General features: G+C 61.9%; 17 protein-coding genes. 11 read left to right on the top strand and 6 right to left on the bottom strand.

What is annotated here, in order from left to right; all coding sequences use genetic code 11:
- Positions 1 to 3: 3 nt before the first annotated feature.
- Positions 4 to 438 (bottom strand): rhodanese-like domain-containing protein, encoded by a 435-nt coding sequence (locus PQR40_RS00940; RefSeq protein WP_408508229.1) that lies wholly within the window; start codon positions 436 to 438, stop codon positions 4 to 6.
- A gap of 123 nt (positions 439 to 561) precedes the next feature.
- Between PQR40_RS00940 and ftrA the strand changes: the two genes are divergently transcribed.
- From ftrA to PQR40_RS00890, 10 genes are all read left to right on the top strand, one after another.
- Complete coding sequence (gene ftrA, locus PQR40_RS00935; protein WP_408508335.1) at positions 562 to 1,527, top strand: transcriptional regulator FtrA; 966 nt, start codon at positions 562 to 564, stop codon at positions 1,525 to 1,527.
- Between the two features lie 160 nt (positions 1,528 to 1,687).
- Positions 1,688 to 2,632 (top strand): hypothetical protein, encoded by a 945-nt coding sequence (locus PQR40_RS00930; RefSeq protein ID WP_408508228.1) that lies wholly within the window; start codon positions 1,688 to 1,690, stop codon positions 2,630 to 2,632.
- A 157-nt stretch (positions 2,633 to 2,789) separates the two neighbouring features.
- Positions 2,790 to 3,557: a bestrophin-like domain gene (locus tag PQR40_RS00925; RefSeq protein WP_408508227.1), complete on the top strand. Its 768-nt coding sequence runs from the start codon at positions 2,790 to 2,792 to the stop codon at positions 3,555 to 3,557.
- A 41-nt stretch (positions 3,558 to 3,598) separates the two neighbouring features.
- On the top strand, positions 3,599 to 4,813 hold the full coding sequence (locus PQR40_RS00920; protein WP_408508226.1) for a DUF2252 domain-containing protein: 1,215 nt from the start codon (positions 3,599 to 3,601) through the stop codon (positions 4,811 to 4,813).
- A 286-nt stretch (positions 4,814 to 5,099) separates the two neighbouring features.
- Complete coding sequence (locus PQR40_RS00915; RefSeq protein ID WP_408508225.1) at positions 5,100 to 6,515, top strand: GH1 family beta-glucosidase; 1,416 nt, start codon at positions 5,100 to 5,102, stop codon at positions 6,513 to 6,515.
- 39 nt (positions 6,516 to 6,554) lie between these two features.
- A complete protein-coding gene (locus tag PQR40_RS00910) occupies positions 6,555 to 7,796 on the top strand; it encodes an ABC transporter substrate-binding protein (protein WP_408237140.1) in 1,242 nt (413 codons plus the stop codon).
- A gap of 9 nt (positions 7,797 to 7,805) precedes the next feature.
- Positions 7,806 to 8,747, top strand: coding sequence for a carbohydrate ABC transporter permease (locus tag PQR40_RS00905; protein WP_408339899.1), 942 nt, complete (start codon positions 7,806 to 7,808; stop codon positions 8,745 to 8,747).
- Entirely contained in the window at positions 8,747 to 9,658 is a 912-nt protein-coding gene (locus tag PQR40_RS00900) for a carbohydrate ABC transporter permease (protein WP_408508224.1), read from the top strand. Before PQR40_RS00905 ends, PQR40_RS00900 begins: the two co-directional genes overlap by 1 nt.
- 53 nt (positions 9,659 to 9,711) lie before the next feature.
- Positions 9,712 to 10,872 carry an ABC transporter ATP-binding protein gene (locus PQR40_RS00895; protein WP_408508223.1) on the top strand — a complete coding sequence of 387 codons (1,161 nt, stop codon included), beginning with the start codon at positions 9,712 to 9,714 and terminating at the stop codon, positions 10,870 to 10,872.
- Between the two features lie 49 nt (positions 10,873 to 10,921).
- Entirely contained in the window at positions 10,922 to 11,983 is a 1,062-nt protein-coding gene (locus PQR40_RS00890; RefSeq protein ID WP_408508222.1) for a LacI family DNA-binding transcriptional regulator, read from the top strand.
- A gap of 89 nt (positions 11,984 to 12,072) precedes the next feature.
- On the opposite strand, the gene PQR40_RS00885 is transcribed toward PQR40_RS00890, so the two are convergent.
- Both PQR40_RS00885 and PQR40_RS00880 read right to left on the bottom strand, forming a co-directional pair.
- Positions 12,073 to 12,930, bottom strand: coding sequence for a PA4780 family RIO1-like protein kinase (locus tag PQR40_RS00885; protein ID WP_408508221.1), 858 nt, complete (start codon positions 12,928 to 12,930; stop codon positions 12,073 to 12,075).
- A gap of 86 nt (positions 12,931 to 13,016) precedes the next feature.
- Positions 13,017 to 13,232 (bottom strand): hypothetical protein, encoded by a 216-nt coding sequence (locus PQR40_RS00880; protein WP_408237123.1) that lies wholly within the window; start codon positions 13,230 to 13,232, stop codon positions 13,017 to 13,019.
- Between the two features lie 369 nt (positions 13,233 to 13,601).
- On the opposite strand from PQR40_RS00880, the gene PQR40_RS00875 reads away from it, so the two are divergent.
- Positions 13,602 to 15,314: a SulP family inorganic anion transporter gene (locus PQR40_RS00875; protein WP_408508220.1), complete on the top strand. Its 1,713-nt coding sequence runs from the start codon at positions 13,602 to 13,604 to the stop codon at positions 15,312 to 15,314.
- Between the two features lie 31 nt (positions 15,315 to 15,345).
- Here PQR40_RS00875 and PQR40_RS00870 read toward each other — a convergent pair whose 3' ends face one another.
- From PQR40_RS00870 to PQR40_RS00860, 3 genes are all read right to left on the bottom strand, one after another.
- Positions 15,346 to 15,705 carry a hypothetical protein gene (locus tag PQR40_RS00870; protein ID WP_408508219.1) on the bottom strand — a complete coding sequence of 120 codons (360 nt, stop codon included), beginning with the start codon at positions 15,703 to 15,705 and terminating at the stop codon, positions 15,346 to 15,348.
- 69 nt (positions 15,706 to 15,774) lie between these two features.
- Positions 15,775 to 16,413 (bottom strand): LysE family translocator, encoded by a 639-nt coding sequence (locus tag PQR40_RS00865; RefSeq protein ID WP_408508218.1) that lies wholly within the window; start codon positions 16,411 to 16,413, stop codon positions 15,775 to 15,777.
- A 235-nt stretch (positions 16,414 to 16,648) separates the two neighbouring features.
- Positions 16,649 to 17,953, bottom strand: a complete 1,305-nt coding sequence (locus PQR40_RS00860) for an MFS transporter (protein WP_408237298.1) — start codon at positions 17,951 to 17,953, stop codon at positions 16,649 to 16,651.
- Positions 17,954 to 18,021: the final 68 nt, after the last annotated feature.

Genomic DNA, 18,021 nt, shown 5'->3' with positions numbered 1-18,021 from the left:
ATCTTAGTCATGTGTGTTGAGCGCCTCCCGGCTGGCCGGGGTTTGTGCAAGGGTGAGCCCTTCGGCGAGCCAGCCCGTGATGCCGCCGATCATCAATTTGACGGGCCGTCCCAGTTGCGCGAGACGCAGTGCGCCGCGCGCGGCGCCATTGCAGTGCGGGCCCGCGCAGTAGGTGACAAACAGCGTGTCTTGCGGGTACCCGGCGAGCTTCGACGCCACGATCTTGCCGTGCGGCAGGTTCAGCGCGCCCGGCACGTGGCCCTGTTCGAACAGCGCCGGGCTACGCACGTCGAGCAGCACGAAGCCGGGCGTGCCGCTCGCGAGTGCTGCGCGAACGTCGGCGCAATCGGTTTCGAATTGCAGCGACGCCTGGAAGTGGGCGAGGGCGGCGGCGCTATCGGCGGCGGGGACGGCATTGCTGGTGGGGCTGGTCGGCATGGCGGGTTTCCGGTAGGGGAGTGAGCGTGGCTGGGTGGCGAAGCGATTCTGGAGCCTTCATTGTCGCGACGCCGCACGCGCCAGGTAAGTGGCGTAATCGTCAATATCCGGCAACATCACGCCATGCACAATCATCTTGTCGTCGCGCTCGCTTACGACCGGCTCTGTACGTTCGAATTTGGCTGCGTGACCGAACTGTTCGCGCTCGAACGTCCTGAACTCGGCGTGGACTGGTATCGCTTCGCCGTCTGCGCGAGCGAACCTGGTCCGATTCGCGCCGCCGGCGGCATTACAGTCGCCGCGCCGTACACGCTCAAGCTGCTGGATCACGCCGACACGATCGTTATCCCCGGCTGGCGCGATGCTGACGAGTTGCCGCCCGAACCGCTGCTGAAGAAGATTCGCGCCGCCTACGAGCGCGGCGCGCGACTGTGTTCGATCTGCTCCGGCGTGTTCGTGCTGGCTGCTTCGGGGGTGCTCGACGGCAAGACCGTCACGACCCACTGGCGCTATGCCGACAAATTGCAGCAGCGTTATCCGCAATTGCATGTGCAGCCGGATGCGTTATATGTCGACGAAGGGCAGATCATCACTTCGGCGGGATCGGCGGCGGGCCTCGACATGCTGCTGCATCTGGTGCGGCGCGATCACGGCAGCGCGATAGCCAACCGGGTCGCACAGCGGCTCGTGATACCGCCGCATCGCGAGGGCGGTCAGGCGCAGTTCGTGCCGCGGCCCATGCCGCAAGACGAAGGCGGCCGCCTTGCGAAACTGATGGACTGGGTGCGTCACCATCCCGCGTTGCCGCACACCCTGCGCTCGCTTGCCGAACGGGCGGCAATGAGTCCACGTACGCTGCAGCGGCAGTTTCACGATGCCACTGGCATGGCGCCCTACGAATGGCTGGTGCGCGAACGCGTTGCGATCGCACGAGAACTCCTCGAAGCGCCGCTCCCATTGCCGATGGCGCGCGTTGCGGAGCTGGCGGGCTTCGGTTCCGAAGAATCGCTGCGGCGGCACTTCCGGCGTATCGCATTGACGAGCCCGGGCGCGTATCGTAAGAAATTCGGAGAGCAGGTCGGGGTGTAGGCGGCCGGATAAATGCGTATCACGTAAGGGTTCGCGCAATCGCCGGTTTTCTGTCAGCATCACGGCCAGCGTCCGTGGCAACCTGGGTCAAACGTGCCGCGCATACGGCTACTTGAAGCGCACGTTCGAAATGCGTCACCGCCACCGTCCTCTCTTTCTCATGAACGTCAAAACCGCCGTCACCGCTGCTGCCGTTATGGTCTCTGCTGCTACTGCCGCGCTCATGCCTGCGCTCGTCGCAGCGCAGACGGACGCCGCCAGTTCGCGCGCCGAACTTTATCGCCGCAACCTTCTGGCGGGCAAGGACGTGCCGTGCCGCACGAATGCGTCATGCGCGGCGTTGGGTGTGGCCGCGCTCGAAGCGGGGCGCATCAAGGACGCGCAAACGCTGGTCGAGATGGAAGCCGCGCTCGCCGAGGCCACCGCCATGCAGGCCGGCGAGGAGAACTCGCCGAAAGCAACCAGTTCGGCGCGGGCGCGCGTGGCGATGGCGCTGGTCCATCAGGGTGACGTGCAAGTGAAGCTGGGCGCGCTGCCGGATGCGCGCGCGTACTACCGGACCGCGATAAGCCGCGGCAACGACTATCCTAACGACGCGCTGCTCGGCCGCGCGGTAGCGGCGGCGCGCCAGCGTCTCGAGTCGATTGCGGACAAAGCGGTGGTGAACGGCGTGCCGCCGAGCGGCGCGCGTTTTGCGAGTTATATGTTTTTCGGCGCGTGGAACAGCATCGAGGTGAAGCCGGTGAAAGGGCGGCGCGGCGTCTATCGGATCGACGGCGACTTCATGTATCCGACCGTGGGCACCGACGGTCAACCGAGTGCGAACATGGGTAGCCTGTCAGCCTATGTGCGGTTCTACGACGGCGTGGCGCGCGTGCCGGTGACCGATGGCGGCGGCGATGCGCCACTCGATGCCACCGCGAGGATCAGCAACCTCGCGTCTTATGACAGGCAGGGGGACAAACACGCCGACAAATGCCTGATCGAGTTCAAGCTCTCCGCACCGGAGACGCTCGATGTAGCGACGCACGGCTCACTGACGGAATGCGGTTTCGGTTTCAACGTCACTGCGGACGGACGTTACTATCTGATGACAGGCTCCTGACGGTCGGCATGCTGCCGCTCACGCGCCTGTCCACCTGCCCCCCCCCCCCGCGCTTTCCCATCCGCGCTGCGTCTCTTATGATGCAGTGGCCATGCACGTTTAATCGCCGCTCAAAGCGTTCCCGCTAACAGAACTCTGATAAAAAAGACGCTCGCTCATGCAAAACATTTTCGATTATCCGGCACTCGTCTTTATCGCTTCATTTGTTGCAATGTGGCTGGCGGCGCGCATCGGCGCGTCGCTGCTGCGCAGATTCAGAAGAATCGACGAGGCTGCGCGCGACGACTTCAGCGTAATTCAGGCCGCCACGCTGACGCTGCTCGCGTTGATCATCGGTTTCACGTTTTCGATGGCGGTGGGCCGCTACGATCAACGCAAGAACTACGAGGAAGAAGAGGCGAATGCGATTGGCACCGAATACGTCCGCGCCGATCTGCTGCCCGCCGCGGATGCGGCGACCGTGCGCGCCTTGCTGAAAACCTATCTCGACGAGCGCGTGCTGTTCTACACGACGCGCGACGTCGGCGAGCTCGCCAAAGTCAATGCCGAGACAGCGCGCCTGCAGGATGCAATGTGGACTACAGTGAAGAATGCCGCGGCCGCACAGCCCACACCGGTGGCTGCGCTTGCCGTCGCCGGAATGAACGATGTGCTCAATACCCAGGGTTACACGCAAGCCGCGTGGTGGAATCGCATTCCCGTCGCGGCGTGGGCGCTGATGGTGCTGATAGCGGCATGCGCCAATGTGCTGGTCGGCTACGGCGCACGCGGTTTGAAAGCGGGAGCCGGTTTGTTGCTGATCGTTCCGCTGATCGTGTCGTTGTCGTTCATGCTGGTCGCCGATATCGACAGCCCGCGCGGCGGTGTGATTCGTGTGAAGCCGCTCAATCTCCATGCGCTCGTGGATTCGATCCGCTCGCATTGAACCCGTACTGAACCACAACGCGCTGCATGAAGGGAAAACACATGTCCGATATCGCACAGACCATCGCCAGCTTCAATACCGGCCGTGATCCTGAACGGCTCGCGATGAAATACAAGCTCATGCGCGGCTCGCCGTTTGTGTTTCTGCGAGGTACCTGTCATCTGTTTTACGCAAATCTGCCACGCGACAAGGTGCTCGACGATGCACCCCCGGTGTGGATTTGCGGCGATATGCATGTGGAAAATTTCGGCAGCTACAAGGGCGACAACCGCCTCGTCTATTTCGACAACAACGATTTCGATGAGGCCTGCCTCGCGCCGAGTCTTTACGAACTGGTGCGGCTCCTCACGAGCGTGCTGGTCGGCGCGAGCGACCTCAAATTGAGCCGCGCGCAGGCACTCGCGCTCTGCCACACCGCGGTCGATGCCTATAGCGCGGCGCTTGCCTTTGGCAAATCGCGCTGGATCGAAGCAGAGACGTCGACCGGTATGGTGCGTGATCTGTTCGACGCATTGGCGAGCCGCACGCGCGCCGCGCATCTGGACCGGCGCACCACGCTCAAGGGCAAGACCCGCGTGCTCAAAGTGGATGGCAAGAAAGCGCTGCCGGTTAGCGACAAGGCGCGCGCCACCGTCACCGAATTCATGCACACGTTCGCAGCCGGGCAGCCCAATCCCGACTTCTATCGCATCATCGACGTGGCGCGCCGGATTGCCGGCACCGGCAGCCTGGGTGTGGATCGCTATGCGATTCTCGTCGAAGGCAAGGGCTCGCCGGACGGCAACTATCTGCTCGATCTGAAAGAGGCGCTGCCTTCTTCGGTGACACCGCATGTACGCACGCCGCAGCCGAAGTGGCAGAGCGAGGCGCAGCGCGTGGTTGAAATTCAGCGGCGCAATCAGGCAGTCTCGCAGGCGTTCCTGCACGCGGTCGACTTCAATCAGTGCTCGTATGTGCTGCGCAGCTTGCAGCCTTCGGAAGACCGCGTGGCACTGAGCGACTGGGACGGCAAGCTGCCGCGGCTCGAAGAAGTGATTAACAGCATGGCCCAATTGAGCGCCTGGGGGCAACTGCGCAGCGGCGGCCGGCAGAAATCGTCGATTGCGGACGAGCTGATCGCGTTCGGCAATCGCAAGGATTGGCAATTGCCGATGATCGAACTCGCGACGCAGTGCGAGGCCCAGGTGGGGGCTGACTGGAAGGCGTATTGCGAGGCTTATGATCGCGGCGCGTTCAATCTGCCAGCCAAGCCCTGAAATTCGCCGTGCTGGTGGCGGCTCCGCACCGATTGCGCACGTTGTATGGCGCGCACAGCGGCGTCGCCGTCATACCGCATCTGGCGCTTCTATCGTTGGTCGTCACGTTGTTCTAAACGTCTCCCATGCGCGGCGCATCCCAACGCCGCGCATGCCAGCAAGCCCTCCAGACAAACCCTGATTGCTGCGCTGAATCCCACACTGCTATCGTTCGCAGGTCTTGTGGAAGCGCTTCCACTCCAGCTTCCGCCTTACGGTTCAACGACCTCAGCGCAGGAGAGAATCCGTGGCAAACGACGCATTCGCTGTATCCGACGCACGCCCCTCGGCCGTGTCCAACGGCGCACTCGCCGATCCCTTCAGCCCGCCCGCGGACTCGTCTCTGTGGCGCAAGAACTTTCTGCTTGGCGCCGCCACGGCTTCGTATCAGATCGAAGGCGCGGTGAATGAAGACGGCCGCCTGCCGTCGATCTGGGACACCTTCTCGGCCAAGCCCGGCAAGGTGCTGGCGGGTGACACCGGCGCCGTTGCCTGCGATCACTACCATCGGTGGGAAGCAGACATCGAATTGCTGGCCTCGCTTGGCCTCGAAGGCTATCGGCTCTCGATTGCATGGCCGCGCGTCATGGACGCGGCAGGCTTGCCCAATCGCAAGGGGCTCGATTTCTACAAGCGGCTCCTGAACCGCCTGAAAGAGAAGGGCATTACGACCTCCGTGACGCTCTATCACTGGGACTTGCCGCAGCATCTGGAAGATCGCGGCGGCTGGCTCAATCGCGACACCGCTTACCGCTTCGCCGACTACGCCGACCTGATGAGCCGCGAACTGGCCGGCACGGTCGACGCATGGGCGACGCTCAACGAGCCGTGGTGTTCGGCCTATCTCGGCTATGGCAACGGGCATCACGCACCGGGCCTCGCCGACGGACGCTTTGCGACGCAGGCGATGCATCATCTGCTGCTCGCGCATGGCCTCGCGATTCCGGTCCTGCGCGCCAACGATCCGGCCTCGCAGAAAGGGATCGTCGCCAACATCGGCCGCGGCACGGCCAATAGCGACAGCGCCGCGGATCAGCGTGCGGCGCATCTGTTCGAAGTCCAGCACAATGCGTGGATTCTCGATCCGCTCCTCAAGGGCGCGTATCCGCAGGATCTGTTCGAGTTGTGGCCAGGCACCGAGCCATTGGTGCTCGACGGCGACATGCAGACCATTTCCGCGCCGCTCGACTTCCTGGGTATCAACTACTACTTCCGCACCAATGTTGCGAGCGACGGCGCGCATGGATTCCGGGACGTGCCGCTGGAGGGCGTCGAGCGCACGCAGATGGGCTGGGAGGTGCATCCCGATGGCTTGCGCGACCTGCTAATCGGTTTCAATCGCACGTATCGCAACCTGCCGCCGATCTACATCACCGAAAACGGCATGGCCTCGGACGATAAGGTGATCGACGGCCACGTCGACGATGCGCAGCGCATCTCGTTTCTCAAGCGCCATCTCGCGGCGGTCGATCAGGCGATCAAGGCCGGCGTGGATATTCGCGGCTATTTTCTGTGGTCGCTGATGGATAACTTCGAGTGGGCGTTCGGTTATGAGCGGCGCTTTGGTGTCGTGCACGTCGACTACAGTACACAGAAGCGTACAGTCAAACGCAGTGCGGAATTGGTGGCGAAGTTTTTGAAGGAGCGTAAAGCACAGGCGTAACAGCAGGTGGAGCTGGTTTGTATGTCGACAGGAGACGGAATGAACAGCAGAAAAATGCTCTTACGAGGCGTGGTTGCGGCACTGGCATTGGTGGGCGTCGTCGCGCATGCGGCTGAACCCTTGAAGGCCAACGTGATTCACTGGTGGACTTCAGGCGGCGAGTCGGCCGCGATTCGCCAGTTCGCCGATGCGTATAACAAGGCCGGTGGCCAGTGGGTCGACAATGCGGTGGCCGGCGCCGATCAGGCGCGCTCCACCGCGATCAACCGGATCATCGGCGGCGATCCACCCACCGCCGCGCAGTTCAATACGTCCAAGCAGTTTCACGACCTGATCGACCAGGGCCTGCTGAACAACGTCGACACCGTTGCCGCGAAAGAAAACTGGAACGGTGTGTTCCCGCAGTCGATCATCGACAGCATCAAGGTAAATGGGCATTACTACGCTGCGCCGGTCGATATTCATATGCCGGCCTGGTTTTTCTACTCGAAGCCGGTGTTCCAGAAGGCCGGTATTGCCGCCGAGCCGAAGAGCTACGACGAATTCATCGCTGATCTCACCAAACTGAAAGCCGCGGGCGTGATCCCGCTTGCGCTCGGCGGTCAGCCGTGGCAGGAAAAGATCACGTTCGACGCGGTATTTGCCGACGTCGGCGGCCCCGACCTTTATCTGAAGGTGTACCGCGATCGCGACATGAACGCGGTCAAGTCGGATGCGTTCAGGAAGGTGCTCGCGCAGTTCAAGCGCTTGCATGATTTCGTCGACCCGGGCTCGCCTGGCCGCAACTGGAACGATGCCACCGCGCTGGTGATTTCCGGCAAGGCGGGGGTGCAGATCATGGGCGACTGGGCCAAGGGCGAATTCTCGGCGGCCAACCAGACTGCCGGTAAAGACTTCGGCTGCTTCCCGGGTTTTGGTCCGCACTCGCCGTATCTGGTCGCGGGCGACGTATTCGTGTTCCCGAAAACCGACAATGCCAACGCGATCAAGGCGCAGAATCTGCTTGCCACGGTGATGACCTCGCCCGCCGCGCAAGTCGCATTCAGCGCGAAGAAAGGCTCGATTCCGATTCGTCCCGATGTGGACGCCAGCAGTCTCGACATCTGCGCAAAGGAGGGCATGGCGATCATGAAGGACAAGTCGCGTCAGTTGCCGAATCCGGAAATGCTGCTCTCGCCTGACACGCAGGGCGCGTTGATCGACGTCATCACGAACTTCTGGAACAAGAACCAGTCGGTCGACGATGCACAGAAGGCGTTTGCCAGTGCGTTGAAGAGCTAGGCGCTCACCATGCAGGCGCTCAAGCTGCAAACCGCCGGCTCCGGGCCTCGCAAAGGGCCGCTGAAAAAAACGCTCAGGAAGCGCTTGCCGATAGCCGCGTGGGTGGCGCTCCTGCCGATGGTCCTGACCGTCGTGTTCGCGTATCTCGGCACGATGGTCTGGACCGCGCGCGTGTCGCTGAGCAACTCACGCACATTTCCTTCGGGGGACTTCGCGGGCCTCACGCAATACACGCGGCTCTTCAATAATGATCGCTGGCTGCTGTCGCTGCAAAACATCGTGATCTACGGTGCATGCTTCATTGTTGCGTGCATGGTGATCGGTTTGTTGCTGGCGATTTTTATCGATCAGCGCGTGGTGGCGGAAGGCGCATTGCGCACGGTGTTTCTCTATCCGTATGCGATGTCGTTTGTCGCAACGGGTTTGGTCTGGCAGTGGATTCTCAATCCGGAACTGGGCGCGCAGGCCGTGTTGCACAAACTCGGTTTCGTGCACGCGCGCTTTGACTGGATTGTCGATCAGGACTGGGTGATCTACACGATCGTCATCGCGACGGTGTGGCAGGCCTCCGGTCTCGTGATGGCGCTGCTGCTGGCCGGCCTGCGCGGTATCGACGACGAACTGTGGAAAGCCGCGCGTATCGACGGCATTCCGCGCTGGCGTGTGTACGCGAGCATCGTTGTGCCAATGCTCGGGCCTTCCATGTCCACCGCCTTCGTGCTGCTCTTCGTGATGGTCGTGAAGCTCTACGACGCCGTGGTCGCGATGACGCAAGGCGGCCCCGGCACGGCGAGCGAAGTGCCGGCGAAGTTCATCATGGATTACCTGTTTGGCCGCGCGAATATCGGCCTCGCGTCGGCAGCGTCGATTGTGCTGCTGGCTACGGTGCTCGCGATTCTCACGCCGTTCTTCTATGCCCGCAGCCGCGCCGCGTTGCGCAAGGAGGTGTGATGAACACGCTCAGTCCTCCCATGAAGGGCGGCACACCGAGCCGTAGCCGCAGGCGCCGCCGGGCGTTTACACCCGCACGCCTGGGCGTCTACGCATTTCTCCTGACCGCCGCGTTGTTCTTCCTGTTGCCGCTGTACGTGATGCTCGTCACATCGGTAAAACCGATGAGCGAGATTCGCCTCGGCAATCTGCTCGCTTTCCCCACGCATTTCACCCTCGACGCATGGAGCGCCGCGTGGCGATCCGCCTGCACCGGGCTCGATTGCAACGGCATCCAGGTCGGCTTCTGGAATTCGGTGCGTATCGTCGTGCCGAGCACGATCCTCTCGATCATGATCGGCGCGGTGAACGGCTACGCGCTATCGTTCTGGCGGCCGCGCGGGGCAGGGCTGCTGTTCGGCGTGCTGCTGATGGGCGCCTTCATTCCGGTGCAGGTGATGGTCTATCCGCTCGTGCGCGTGCTCGCGAGCGTGCACCTGTTTAGCTCGCTGCCGGGCATCGTGGTGATTCACACCATCTTCGGCATGCCGGTGATGACTCTGCTGTTTCGCAACTACTACACGTCGATTCCGCAGGAGCTGTTCAAGGCGGCGCGCATCGACGGTGGCGGTTTCTGGCGCATTTTCCTGCAACTGATGTTGCCGATGTCCACGCCGATCATCGTCGTCGCGGTCATCATGCAGGTGACGGGCATCTGGAACGACTTCATACTTGGGCTGGTGTTCGCGGGCACAAAAAACCTGCCGATGACCGTGCAATTGAACAACATCATCAACACGACGACCGGCGAGAGGCTCTATAACGTCAATATGGCGGCGACTATTCTGACCTCCATGGTGCCGCTTGCTGTCTACTTCATTTCGGGCCGCTGGTTTGTGCGCGGCATTGCGTCTGGCGCCGTCAAGGGATAGGGCGATCAAGCATGACTAACCTGGTGAATGGGGCAAATGCGGTGGCAAATGCAATGGCAAACACGGGAGCCCATGCGGCAGACGTGACGAACCTCGGCAATGTGGCGGATGCGGCGGGTTTATCGCATCCAGCCAACGTGTCGGTGCGCAATCTGAAGATCCAGCTCGGCGCGAATACGGTGATCGAGAATCTCGATCTCGACGTGCGAGCGGGCGAGTTCGTGGTGTTGCTCGGTCCATCGGGTTGCGGCAAATCCACCTTGCTGCACAGTATTGCGGGCTTGATCGACGTGAGCGACGGCAGCATTGAAATCGCCGGCGAAGACATGACCTGGGCCGACCCGAAAGATCGCCGTATCGCGCTGGTGTTTCAGTCGTATGCGTTGTATCCGACCATGAGTGTCGAGCGCAATCTGTCGTTCGCGTTGCGCATCAACGGCACGCCGAAGGCGGAAATCGAGCGGCGCGTGACGCGGGCGTCCGAGATGCTGCAACTCGGCCCGCTGCTTAAGCGCAAGCCGGCCCAACTCTCGGGTGGCCAACGGCAGCGCGTGGCGATCGGCCGTGCGATTGTGCGTGAGGCCGACGTGTTCCTGTTCGATGAGCCGCTGTCGAATCTCGACGCCAAATTGCGCACCGAATTGCGCCGTGAACTCAAGCAACTGCACCAGCGTCTGGGCGCGACGATGATCTACGTGACCCACGATCAGGTCGAAGCGATGACGCTCGCGACGCGCATGGCCGTGATGCGCGGCGGCGTGATCCAGCAGTTCGGCACGCCCGCCGAAGTCTATGCACGGCCGAATAATCTGTTCGTTGCGACGTTTCTGGGCACGCCCGCGATGAATCTGCTCAAGGGCACGCTTGAGACGCGTGACGGCTCGCTCTGCTTTTGCACAGCGCATTTGCAGCTCGATGTGTCGGCTTATCCTTTCAAAAACCTGCCTGCGGATCGTCTGCCTTGTGTGCTCGGCGTACGGGCAGAAGACGTGCGCGCAGGCGAGAGTTCGAGCACACAATTGAACGAGCGCGCGAACATTTCACTGATCGAGCCGATGGGCAACCACCGGGTCATCTGGCTCGACTATCATGGAGTGCAAATCGCGTCGATCGACCAGACGAAGACGCCGGCGGCGGTAGGGGATGCCGCGGTGTTCTCGTTCGATAGTGCGCATATTTCGCTGTTCGACGAAGAAGGCGGCGCGCGTTTGTAGTGGCTGCATGCAGCGTCGTTGAATACAACAGGGCTTGACGGAGAACCGCGTGGCAACACTCAAAGATGTCGCGGCACTGGCCGGCGTTGGCATGTCGACTGCCTCGCGTGCCATATCCGGCAAAGGCCCCATTTCCGCCGATGCTGCCGCACGTGTGAAGGCCGCTATCGAAGCGCTGAATTTCCGGCCGTCGTCCATTGGCCGCGCAATGGCGACGCAATCGCTGGGCATGATCGGCATTTTCGTGCCGACCTTCTTTGGCTCCTACTACGGCACGATTCTCAAGCAGACCGATACTGAACTGCGCGCGGTGCGCCGCCACGTGGTGGTGGCAACGGGTTGCGGCGAAGTGTCACCGCGCGAGCAGGCCATCGAGGCGGTGCGTTTTCTGATCGGCCGCGATTGCGACGGCGTGGTGGTGATCAGCCACGATCTGCACGACGACGATCTGGACATGCTGCATCGCATGCATCCGAAGATGGTGTTTTTGAATCGCGCGTTCGATCAGTTGCCGGAGGCGTCGTTCTGCGCGGATCATCGGCGCGGCGGTCAAATGGCGGCACGCACGCTGCTCGATTATGGGCATCGGGACATCGCGGTGATTTCCGGGCCGTTCAGCGCGTCGGACAATCAGACCCGGCTCGAAGGCTTCTTCGCCGAACTGTCGCGCGAGGGCATCGCACGCGAGGATGTCACGCTGATCGAATCGGACTTCTCGCCGGAAGGCGGCTACGCTGCCGCGCAGAAACTGCTCGATTCGAAGCGGCGCTTCACCGGCCTCTTTTGCGCGAACGACACGATGGCGGTGAGCGTACTGGCGCGCTTCCACCAGGCCGGCATTGCCGTCCCGGACGAAGTCTCCGTAATTGGCTACGACGATGATTATTCGGCCGCTTACGCCGCGCCTGGACTCACCTCGGTGCATATCCCGACGGCGGAGTTGACGCAGAACGCGGTGCGCTGGCTGGTGAATCAGTGCTACCGGACCTCTTGGGAAATCTTCCGCGAGTTTCCGGTAAGCGTGACGATGCGCGAGTCGGTGGGGCCGGCACCGGGCGCGGCGGCTTCATCGGTCAAGGTCACGGCGGGCAGTTTCAGTAGCGCGTCGTAGCTTCGTTGCACAGCGAGCAACGCATAGGGGCGCCAGACCCGGCTCATTTCATTGGATTGGCCACTTACGCGTAGCAGCGTAGCGGTGGCTCAGGTGCCGCTGCGCAGCGACTCTTCATAGCGCAGACGCGCTTCTTCGTCGAGCCGCGTATCTTCGAGTTCCTGTAGCACGGCTTCGAGATCGATCGGCGTGGTGTCCAGTTCAACATGGCCGGTGAGCTCGGCATCCACGTGCAATGCGCCTGCTTCGTACAGCGACCAGATTTCCTTGCCATAGCGTGTGTCGAGCAATGCCGGCGCAAAGCGGCCGAAATACGTGGCGAGGTTGTTGACGTCGCGCTCCAGCATGGCCGGTGCTTCCAGATTGCCGGCGGCATCCACGGCTTGCGGCAGGTCGATGATCACCGGGCCGTCTGCTGCGAGCAGGATGTTGTATTCGGACAGATCGCCGTGAATCATGCCGGCGCACAGCATGCGCACCACCTGGTTGAGCAGCAGCGCGTGCAATTCGAGCGCGCGCGTCTCGGTCATCTCGACATCGTTCAGACGCGGCGCGACGTTGCCGTCTCCATCGGTCACCAATTCCATCAGCAACACGCCGTCGGTGCAGATAAAGGGCTGCGGCACGCGCACGCCTGCATTGGCGAGCTGGAACAGGGCATCGACTTCCGCGTTCTGCCACGCCTGTTCCTGCACCTCGCGGCCATAGCGGCTGCCTTTTTCCATTGCGCGCTGCTGGCGGCTGTTCTTGACCTTGCGACCCTGCTGATAGGACGCGGCCTGGCGGAAACTGCGCTGTTTGGCGTCTTTATAGACCTTCGCGCAGCGCGTGGACTCGCCGCTGCGGACCACGTAGACGGTGGCTTCCTTGCCGCTCATCAACTGCGAGATGACTTCGTCGATCAGGCCTTCTTCGATCAGCGGGAGCAGACGTTTGGGTGTTTTCATGCGGCCGCCGGAGAGCGTGGGGCGGTTGATTGGCCGTGCGCGGCCGATTGCGAGGGGAGATGGTGCAGGATTCGGGTCATGCCGGATTATAAGGGGTGGCGGAGAAACGGCCTGCCTGCGGGAAAACAGATGATTTTGTCGAGCCGGTAGAAACACTCATTTAATCGTTTTGCCGCGAAGATGAAAGTCGACGCATGCATGACGTAACCGGTTTGTAGGCGAGCAAAGGTTTGCGCGTTATAGCGCTTCGTGTTGTACGCGCTTCTTTGGTGCGATTTGCCGTATTTCAGGTGCATTTTCATGCGTCGCGCTCCGTCGGGCAGTAACGACGTTGTAATGCGTGGCAACAGTGTTTTGCGTTTTCCCTCATTCATTTCGCACGACAATCGCTTAAACTTGCGGTAACAATTTGTTACGGGGTGCAAGATGTTGGCCGTGTTCATCATCGCCTGTCCGATCTGTATCGCCGCGTTGTTTGGTTTCGCGCGGCACGTGGATCCGCTCACAGGGCAGTTCAAGCGTTAAGACAAAGTGGGGCGGTAACAGCGGCGGGTTCGGAGCCATTGCCGCCTGTAGCCATTTTCTTTTGCCGATCAAAGCCTCAAATCTTGCCTTTGAGTGCGGAGTCACGGCACGATGCGCGATAACCTAAGTTCGGGGCACCATCGCGTATGCGGGATTTTCTGGCAAACATCACTACCCGCCTTGGCGTACTGAAGGGCGTACTTCCTTTGAGCCGTGCCGCGGCGGCGCGCGATGCGCTGGCCGGCGTGCAACTGGCGTCGATGGATATTCCCCAGGTGCTCGGCTATGCACGCATTGCCGGCATGCCTGCCGTCACGGGCCTTTACACCGTCTTTCTGCCGCTTATTGCGTTTGCGTTTTTCGGCGCGTCGCGACACCTCGTGGTCGCTGCAGACTCCGCCACCGCCACTATTTTCGCCAGCCGGCTCTCAACCATGGCGCCGGCTTCGAGCGCCGAATATGCGGCGCTCGCGGGGATAGTCGCTTTGCTCACGGCCGCGCTTCTGTTTATCGCGCGCATCTTCAAGCTCGGTTTTCTCGCTGACTTTCTCTCGCGCACGGTGCTGGTCGGCTTCCTCGCCGGCGTTGGCGTGCAGGTCGGCATCGCTATGCTGGGCGATATGTTCGGCGTACCCGGACATGCCGCGAGCAGCATCGATCAACTCGCGCTCGTGGTGCGCGAGTCAGCGCAGATCAATCTGCCGACGCTCGCTATCTCCGCGCTGGTGGTGGTCGCCATTCTGGTTTTCAAGCGTTTTCTGCCACGTCTACCGGTACCGTTGATCGCGGTAGTGGCAGGCATTGCCGCAAGCGATATTTACGGGTTCGCGGCGCACGGTATTTCCGTGCTGGGGCCGGTGGCAGGCGGACTGCCCCCGCTGCGGATGCCGTCCGTCACGTGGCCGCAGTTACTCGATCTGTTGCCCGTCGCCGCCTCGTGCTTCGTGATGATCGTCGCGCAAAGCGCTGCTGCGAGCCGCGTATTCGCCGAGCGTTATCACGAATCCGTCGATACCAATGCCGATCTGCTGGGTATCGCCGCTGCCAACGCGGTGGCAGCGTTGTCAGGCGCCTTCGTGGTGAACGGCAGTCCGACGCAAACCGCCATGGCCGATCGCGCCGGAACGCGCAGCCAGTTCGCGCAGATCGTCTTCGCGCTGGTGGTGGTCGTGGTGCTGCTGTTTTTCAGCCGGTTTTTGCAGTACCTGCCGCACTGCATTCTGGCCAGTATCGTGTTTACGATCGCCATCGGCCTGGTCAATCTGAAGACGCTCTTTTCGATCCGCCGCGAAAGCCCCGGCGAATTTACGCTGGCCGTGTTCACCGCCGCGGCCGTGGTGTTGATCGGTGTCGAGCACGGCATTCTGGTGGCGGTGGCCTTATCGCTGCTGCGGCATGTGCGGCACAGCTACCGGCCGCACACCATGATTCTCGCGCCCGGCGAAGACGGCATCTGGGTGCCGGTGCCGGCCGCACCCGGACTCCAGACCGCGCCGGGGCTGATCGTCTATCGCTTCGGCGCCGACCTGTTCTACGCGAACGACCATTTTTTCGTCGACGACACCCGCAGCCTGATCGATCATGCGCCGAGCGCGGTGCGCTGGTTTGTGATCGACGCGAGCGCGATCACCGACCTCGACTATTCGGCGGCACGTTCAGTCGGTGAGTTGTGCGAGACGCTGAAGCGCAGCGGCATCGAGGTGATTTTCGCGCGGGTGAACCGTTATTTGCGCTCGGATATGGACCGGCATGGGATCACGCCGATCGTCGAGACACGCTGCATTTTCAGCACCTTGCACGAGGCGCTGCGCGCGGCGAAGGTGGAGCAGCCTGGTCAGCATGTGAAAGAAGCGACATAGGTGCCTGTTTGCCGGGGCGCGCGGGAACGCGTTAGCCCTGCGGCTCGTCATCAGCAAAGAAGTAGCCGATAAAAAAGCATGCGCCGGCGAGCAGTACGCCAAGCACGGCCACCGTATAAGCGAGCGCGGTACCGTGCCAAAGACCGTCGAACCACTGATGGAGCTGTGCCATCAAAACGGCCGCGTTACCGCCGATGCGCTGCAATTCGATCTGATAGCGCGGGTCCGCGATCCCGTACATGGAGACGGCGCTGTCTGGCGCCGGAGCTGTTGCATAGATGATCGCCGCGGCGATCAGCGCGACGAGCACCACCACCGTGCCCGCCAGATACAGCCGTTTTTGAAATGGCGAGTGATTCGCTGCCGGATTCAGGTCGTTGCCACCGCTCATCGTGTTCGTTTGTCCGCTCGAGTCATAAGAGCGACAGTATCGCAGAGGGCGCGTGTACCGAAGGCGCTGCTAGCTTTTCGAAGTCAGCAGCTTGATCCCGGCAATGCCGAACATGATCGCCAGCGACCCATCCAGCCAGCGACGGATCGCGGCATAGATGCGCCGTGCGGACGCGGTTGAAAACAGCACCGCGTAGCTGCTGAACACGGATACGCCGATGCACATGCAGCCGAGCACCACCGGCGCGGTGTGCGAGGTGCCGCCTGCCGGCGACATAGCCAGCGAAACGATCGAGAGCCACACCAGAATCGCTTTCGGATTGGTGAGGTGCAGCAGCAGGCCGCGCAAATAGAGCCGTTTGAGCGGTTCGCCTTCGCGTGCGGTATTCGTGGGTAGTTTTTCCGCGCTGAATGCGGAACGCGCGGATTTGAAGCCTAGCCACAGCAGATAAAGCCCGCCGGCAATCTTGACCGCCACGAGGCATTCCGAATAAGTGGCGAGTACCGCCGACAAACCCAGTGACGCCAGCAACGCCCAGAAGAACGAACCGGACACCACGCCGAGCGCGAAGGTCAGCGCGGATTTCCTGCCGGCGCTCATGGCGAGCGACATGATCGCGAGATTGCTCGGCCCCGGGCTCGCCGTGCCGACGAAGTAGGCGCTATAGGCGATCAGGACATCGGCGGTGAGGAATGGGCTGGCGGTCATGGGCTGATAAACCTCGGCGGCAGGAAAGCCGTGCCGCTCGTCAAGGCACAGGCGAATCGCATGGATCGATGCGCGAACAACAATTCTGCTCGCCTGCGTGCCAATCTCACAGATACAGTTGATGGCCTGCGCAACAGCACAATCGTGCGTTTGCCGGATAACCCGGATAACCCGGATAACCGGGGTAATGCCCCCATGGCTGACCGGCCTTCCTGCTGTTCGAATCCGAAACGGCTTAGCGATTCACCAACTTCGCCGGGATGAACACTAGAATCAGCACGGCGGATAACGTCAGCGTGCAGGCCGTCAGCACGAGCCCGGACGCCAGCGTATGCGTGTACCCCTTGAGCCAGCCAATCACGGTTGGACTGATGAAGCCTGCCAGGTTACCCGTGCAGTTGATCAGCGCGATCCCCGCCGCCGCGCCGCTGCCGCCGAGAAAGGCGGTGGGCAGCGCCCAGAACATCGGCAGCGCGGTGACGACGCCGGAGACGGCCAGGGTGAGGCCGATCATTGACAGCAGCGAACTGTCGCCGTTGATCGCGCACAGGCTGAAGCCGCTCGCCGCCACCAGCGCGGGCACGACGATATGCCAGCGCCGCTCGCGCGTGCGGTCTGCGTGACGGCCTACCGTGATCATCGAGATCAGCGCCACCGAGTAGGGAATCATGGTCAGCAAACCGATCATCAACGGATCGTCGATACCTGTGCCGCGAATGATGGTGGGCTGCCAGAAGCCGATCGCATACGACCCCATGACTACACCGAACAGGACGAGGCACAGCAGCCAGACGCGCGCCGAGCCGAACACCGCGCGCACCGAACCGTGCGTGCGTACGATGGCGTCGGCGTCGATTTCGTCCTGAATCAGGCGCTTTTCTTCGCTGCTGAGCCATGCCGCATCGGCCACACGATCGTCGAGGCAGCGATAGATGACAAAGCCGAGCACGATCGAGGGCAACGCTTCGACAATGAACAACCACTGCCATCCTTCGAGACCCCATGTACCGTTGAAGGCGTGCATCAGATAGCCGGATAGCGGGCCGCCGAGCAAACCGGAGACCGGGATGCCCGCCATCAGCAGCGCGGTCATCTTGCCGCGCCGGTGCGAGGGAAACCAGTAGGTGAGGTACAGGATCATGCCGGGAAAGAAGCCCGCTTCGGCAACGCCGAGCAGAAAGCGCAGCCCATAGAACATCAATGGCGTGTGGACCCAGGCGGTGAGCATCGACAGCAGCGCCCACGTAATCATGATGCGGGCGATCCAGCGCCGCGCGCCGAAGCGATGCAGCAGCAGGTTGCTCGGCACTTCGAACAGAAAGTAGCCGATGAAGAAAAGGCCGGCGCCGAAGCCATAGGCCGCTTCGCTGAAATGCAGGCTGCTGAGCATTTGCAGTTTCGCGAAGCCGACGTTGACACGATCCAGATAAGCGACCACGTAGCCGACGAACAGCAGCGGCATGAAGCGCCACGCGACGCGCCGGAACAGTTGATCGGCCGGGTTCGCATCGGCAGTGGCAGAGTAGGACGTTTGGGTCAGCAAGGGTTGTCTCCTGGCCCGCCGTGCTGGTTGTTTTGAATGCTGGGGCGGGCGAACGGTGTGAGAGT

This window comes from Paraburkholderia sediminicola (genome assembly GCF_046026855.1).
Lineage (GTDB): Bacteria > Pseudomonadota > Gammaproteobacteria > Burkholderiales > Burkholderiaceae > Paraburkholderia > Paraburkholderia sediminicola_A.
Note: the sequence above shows the minus strand (reverse complement) of the source record. Positions and strands in the feature narration are given on the sequence as shown.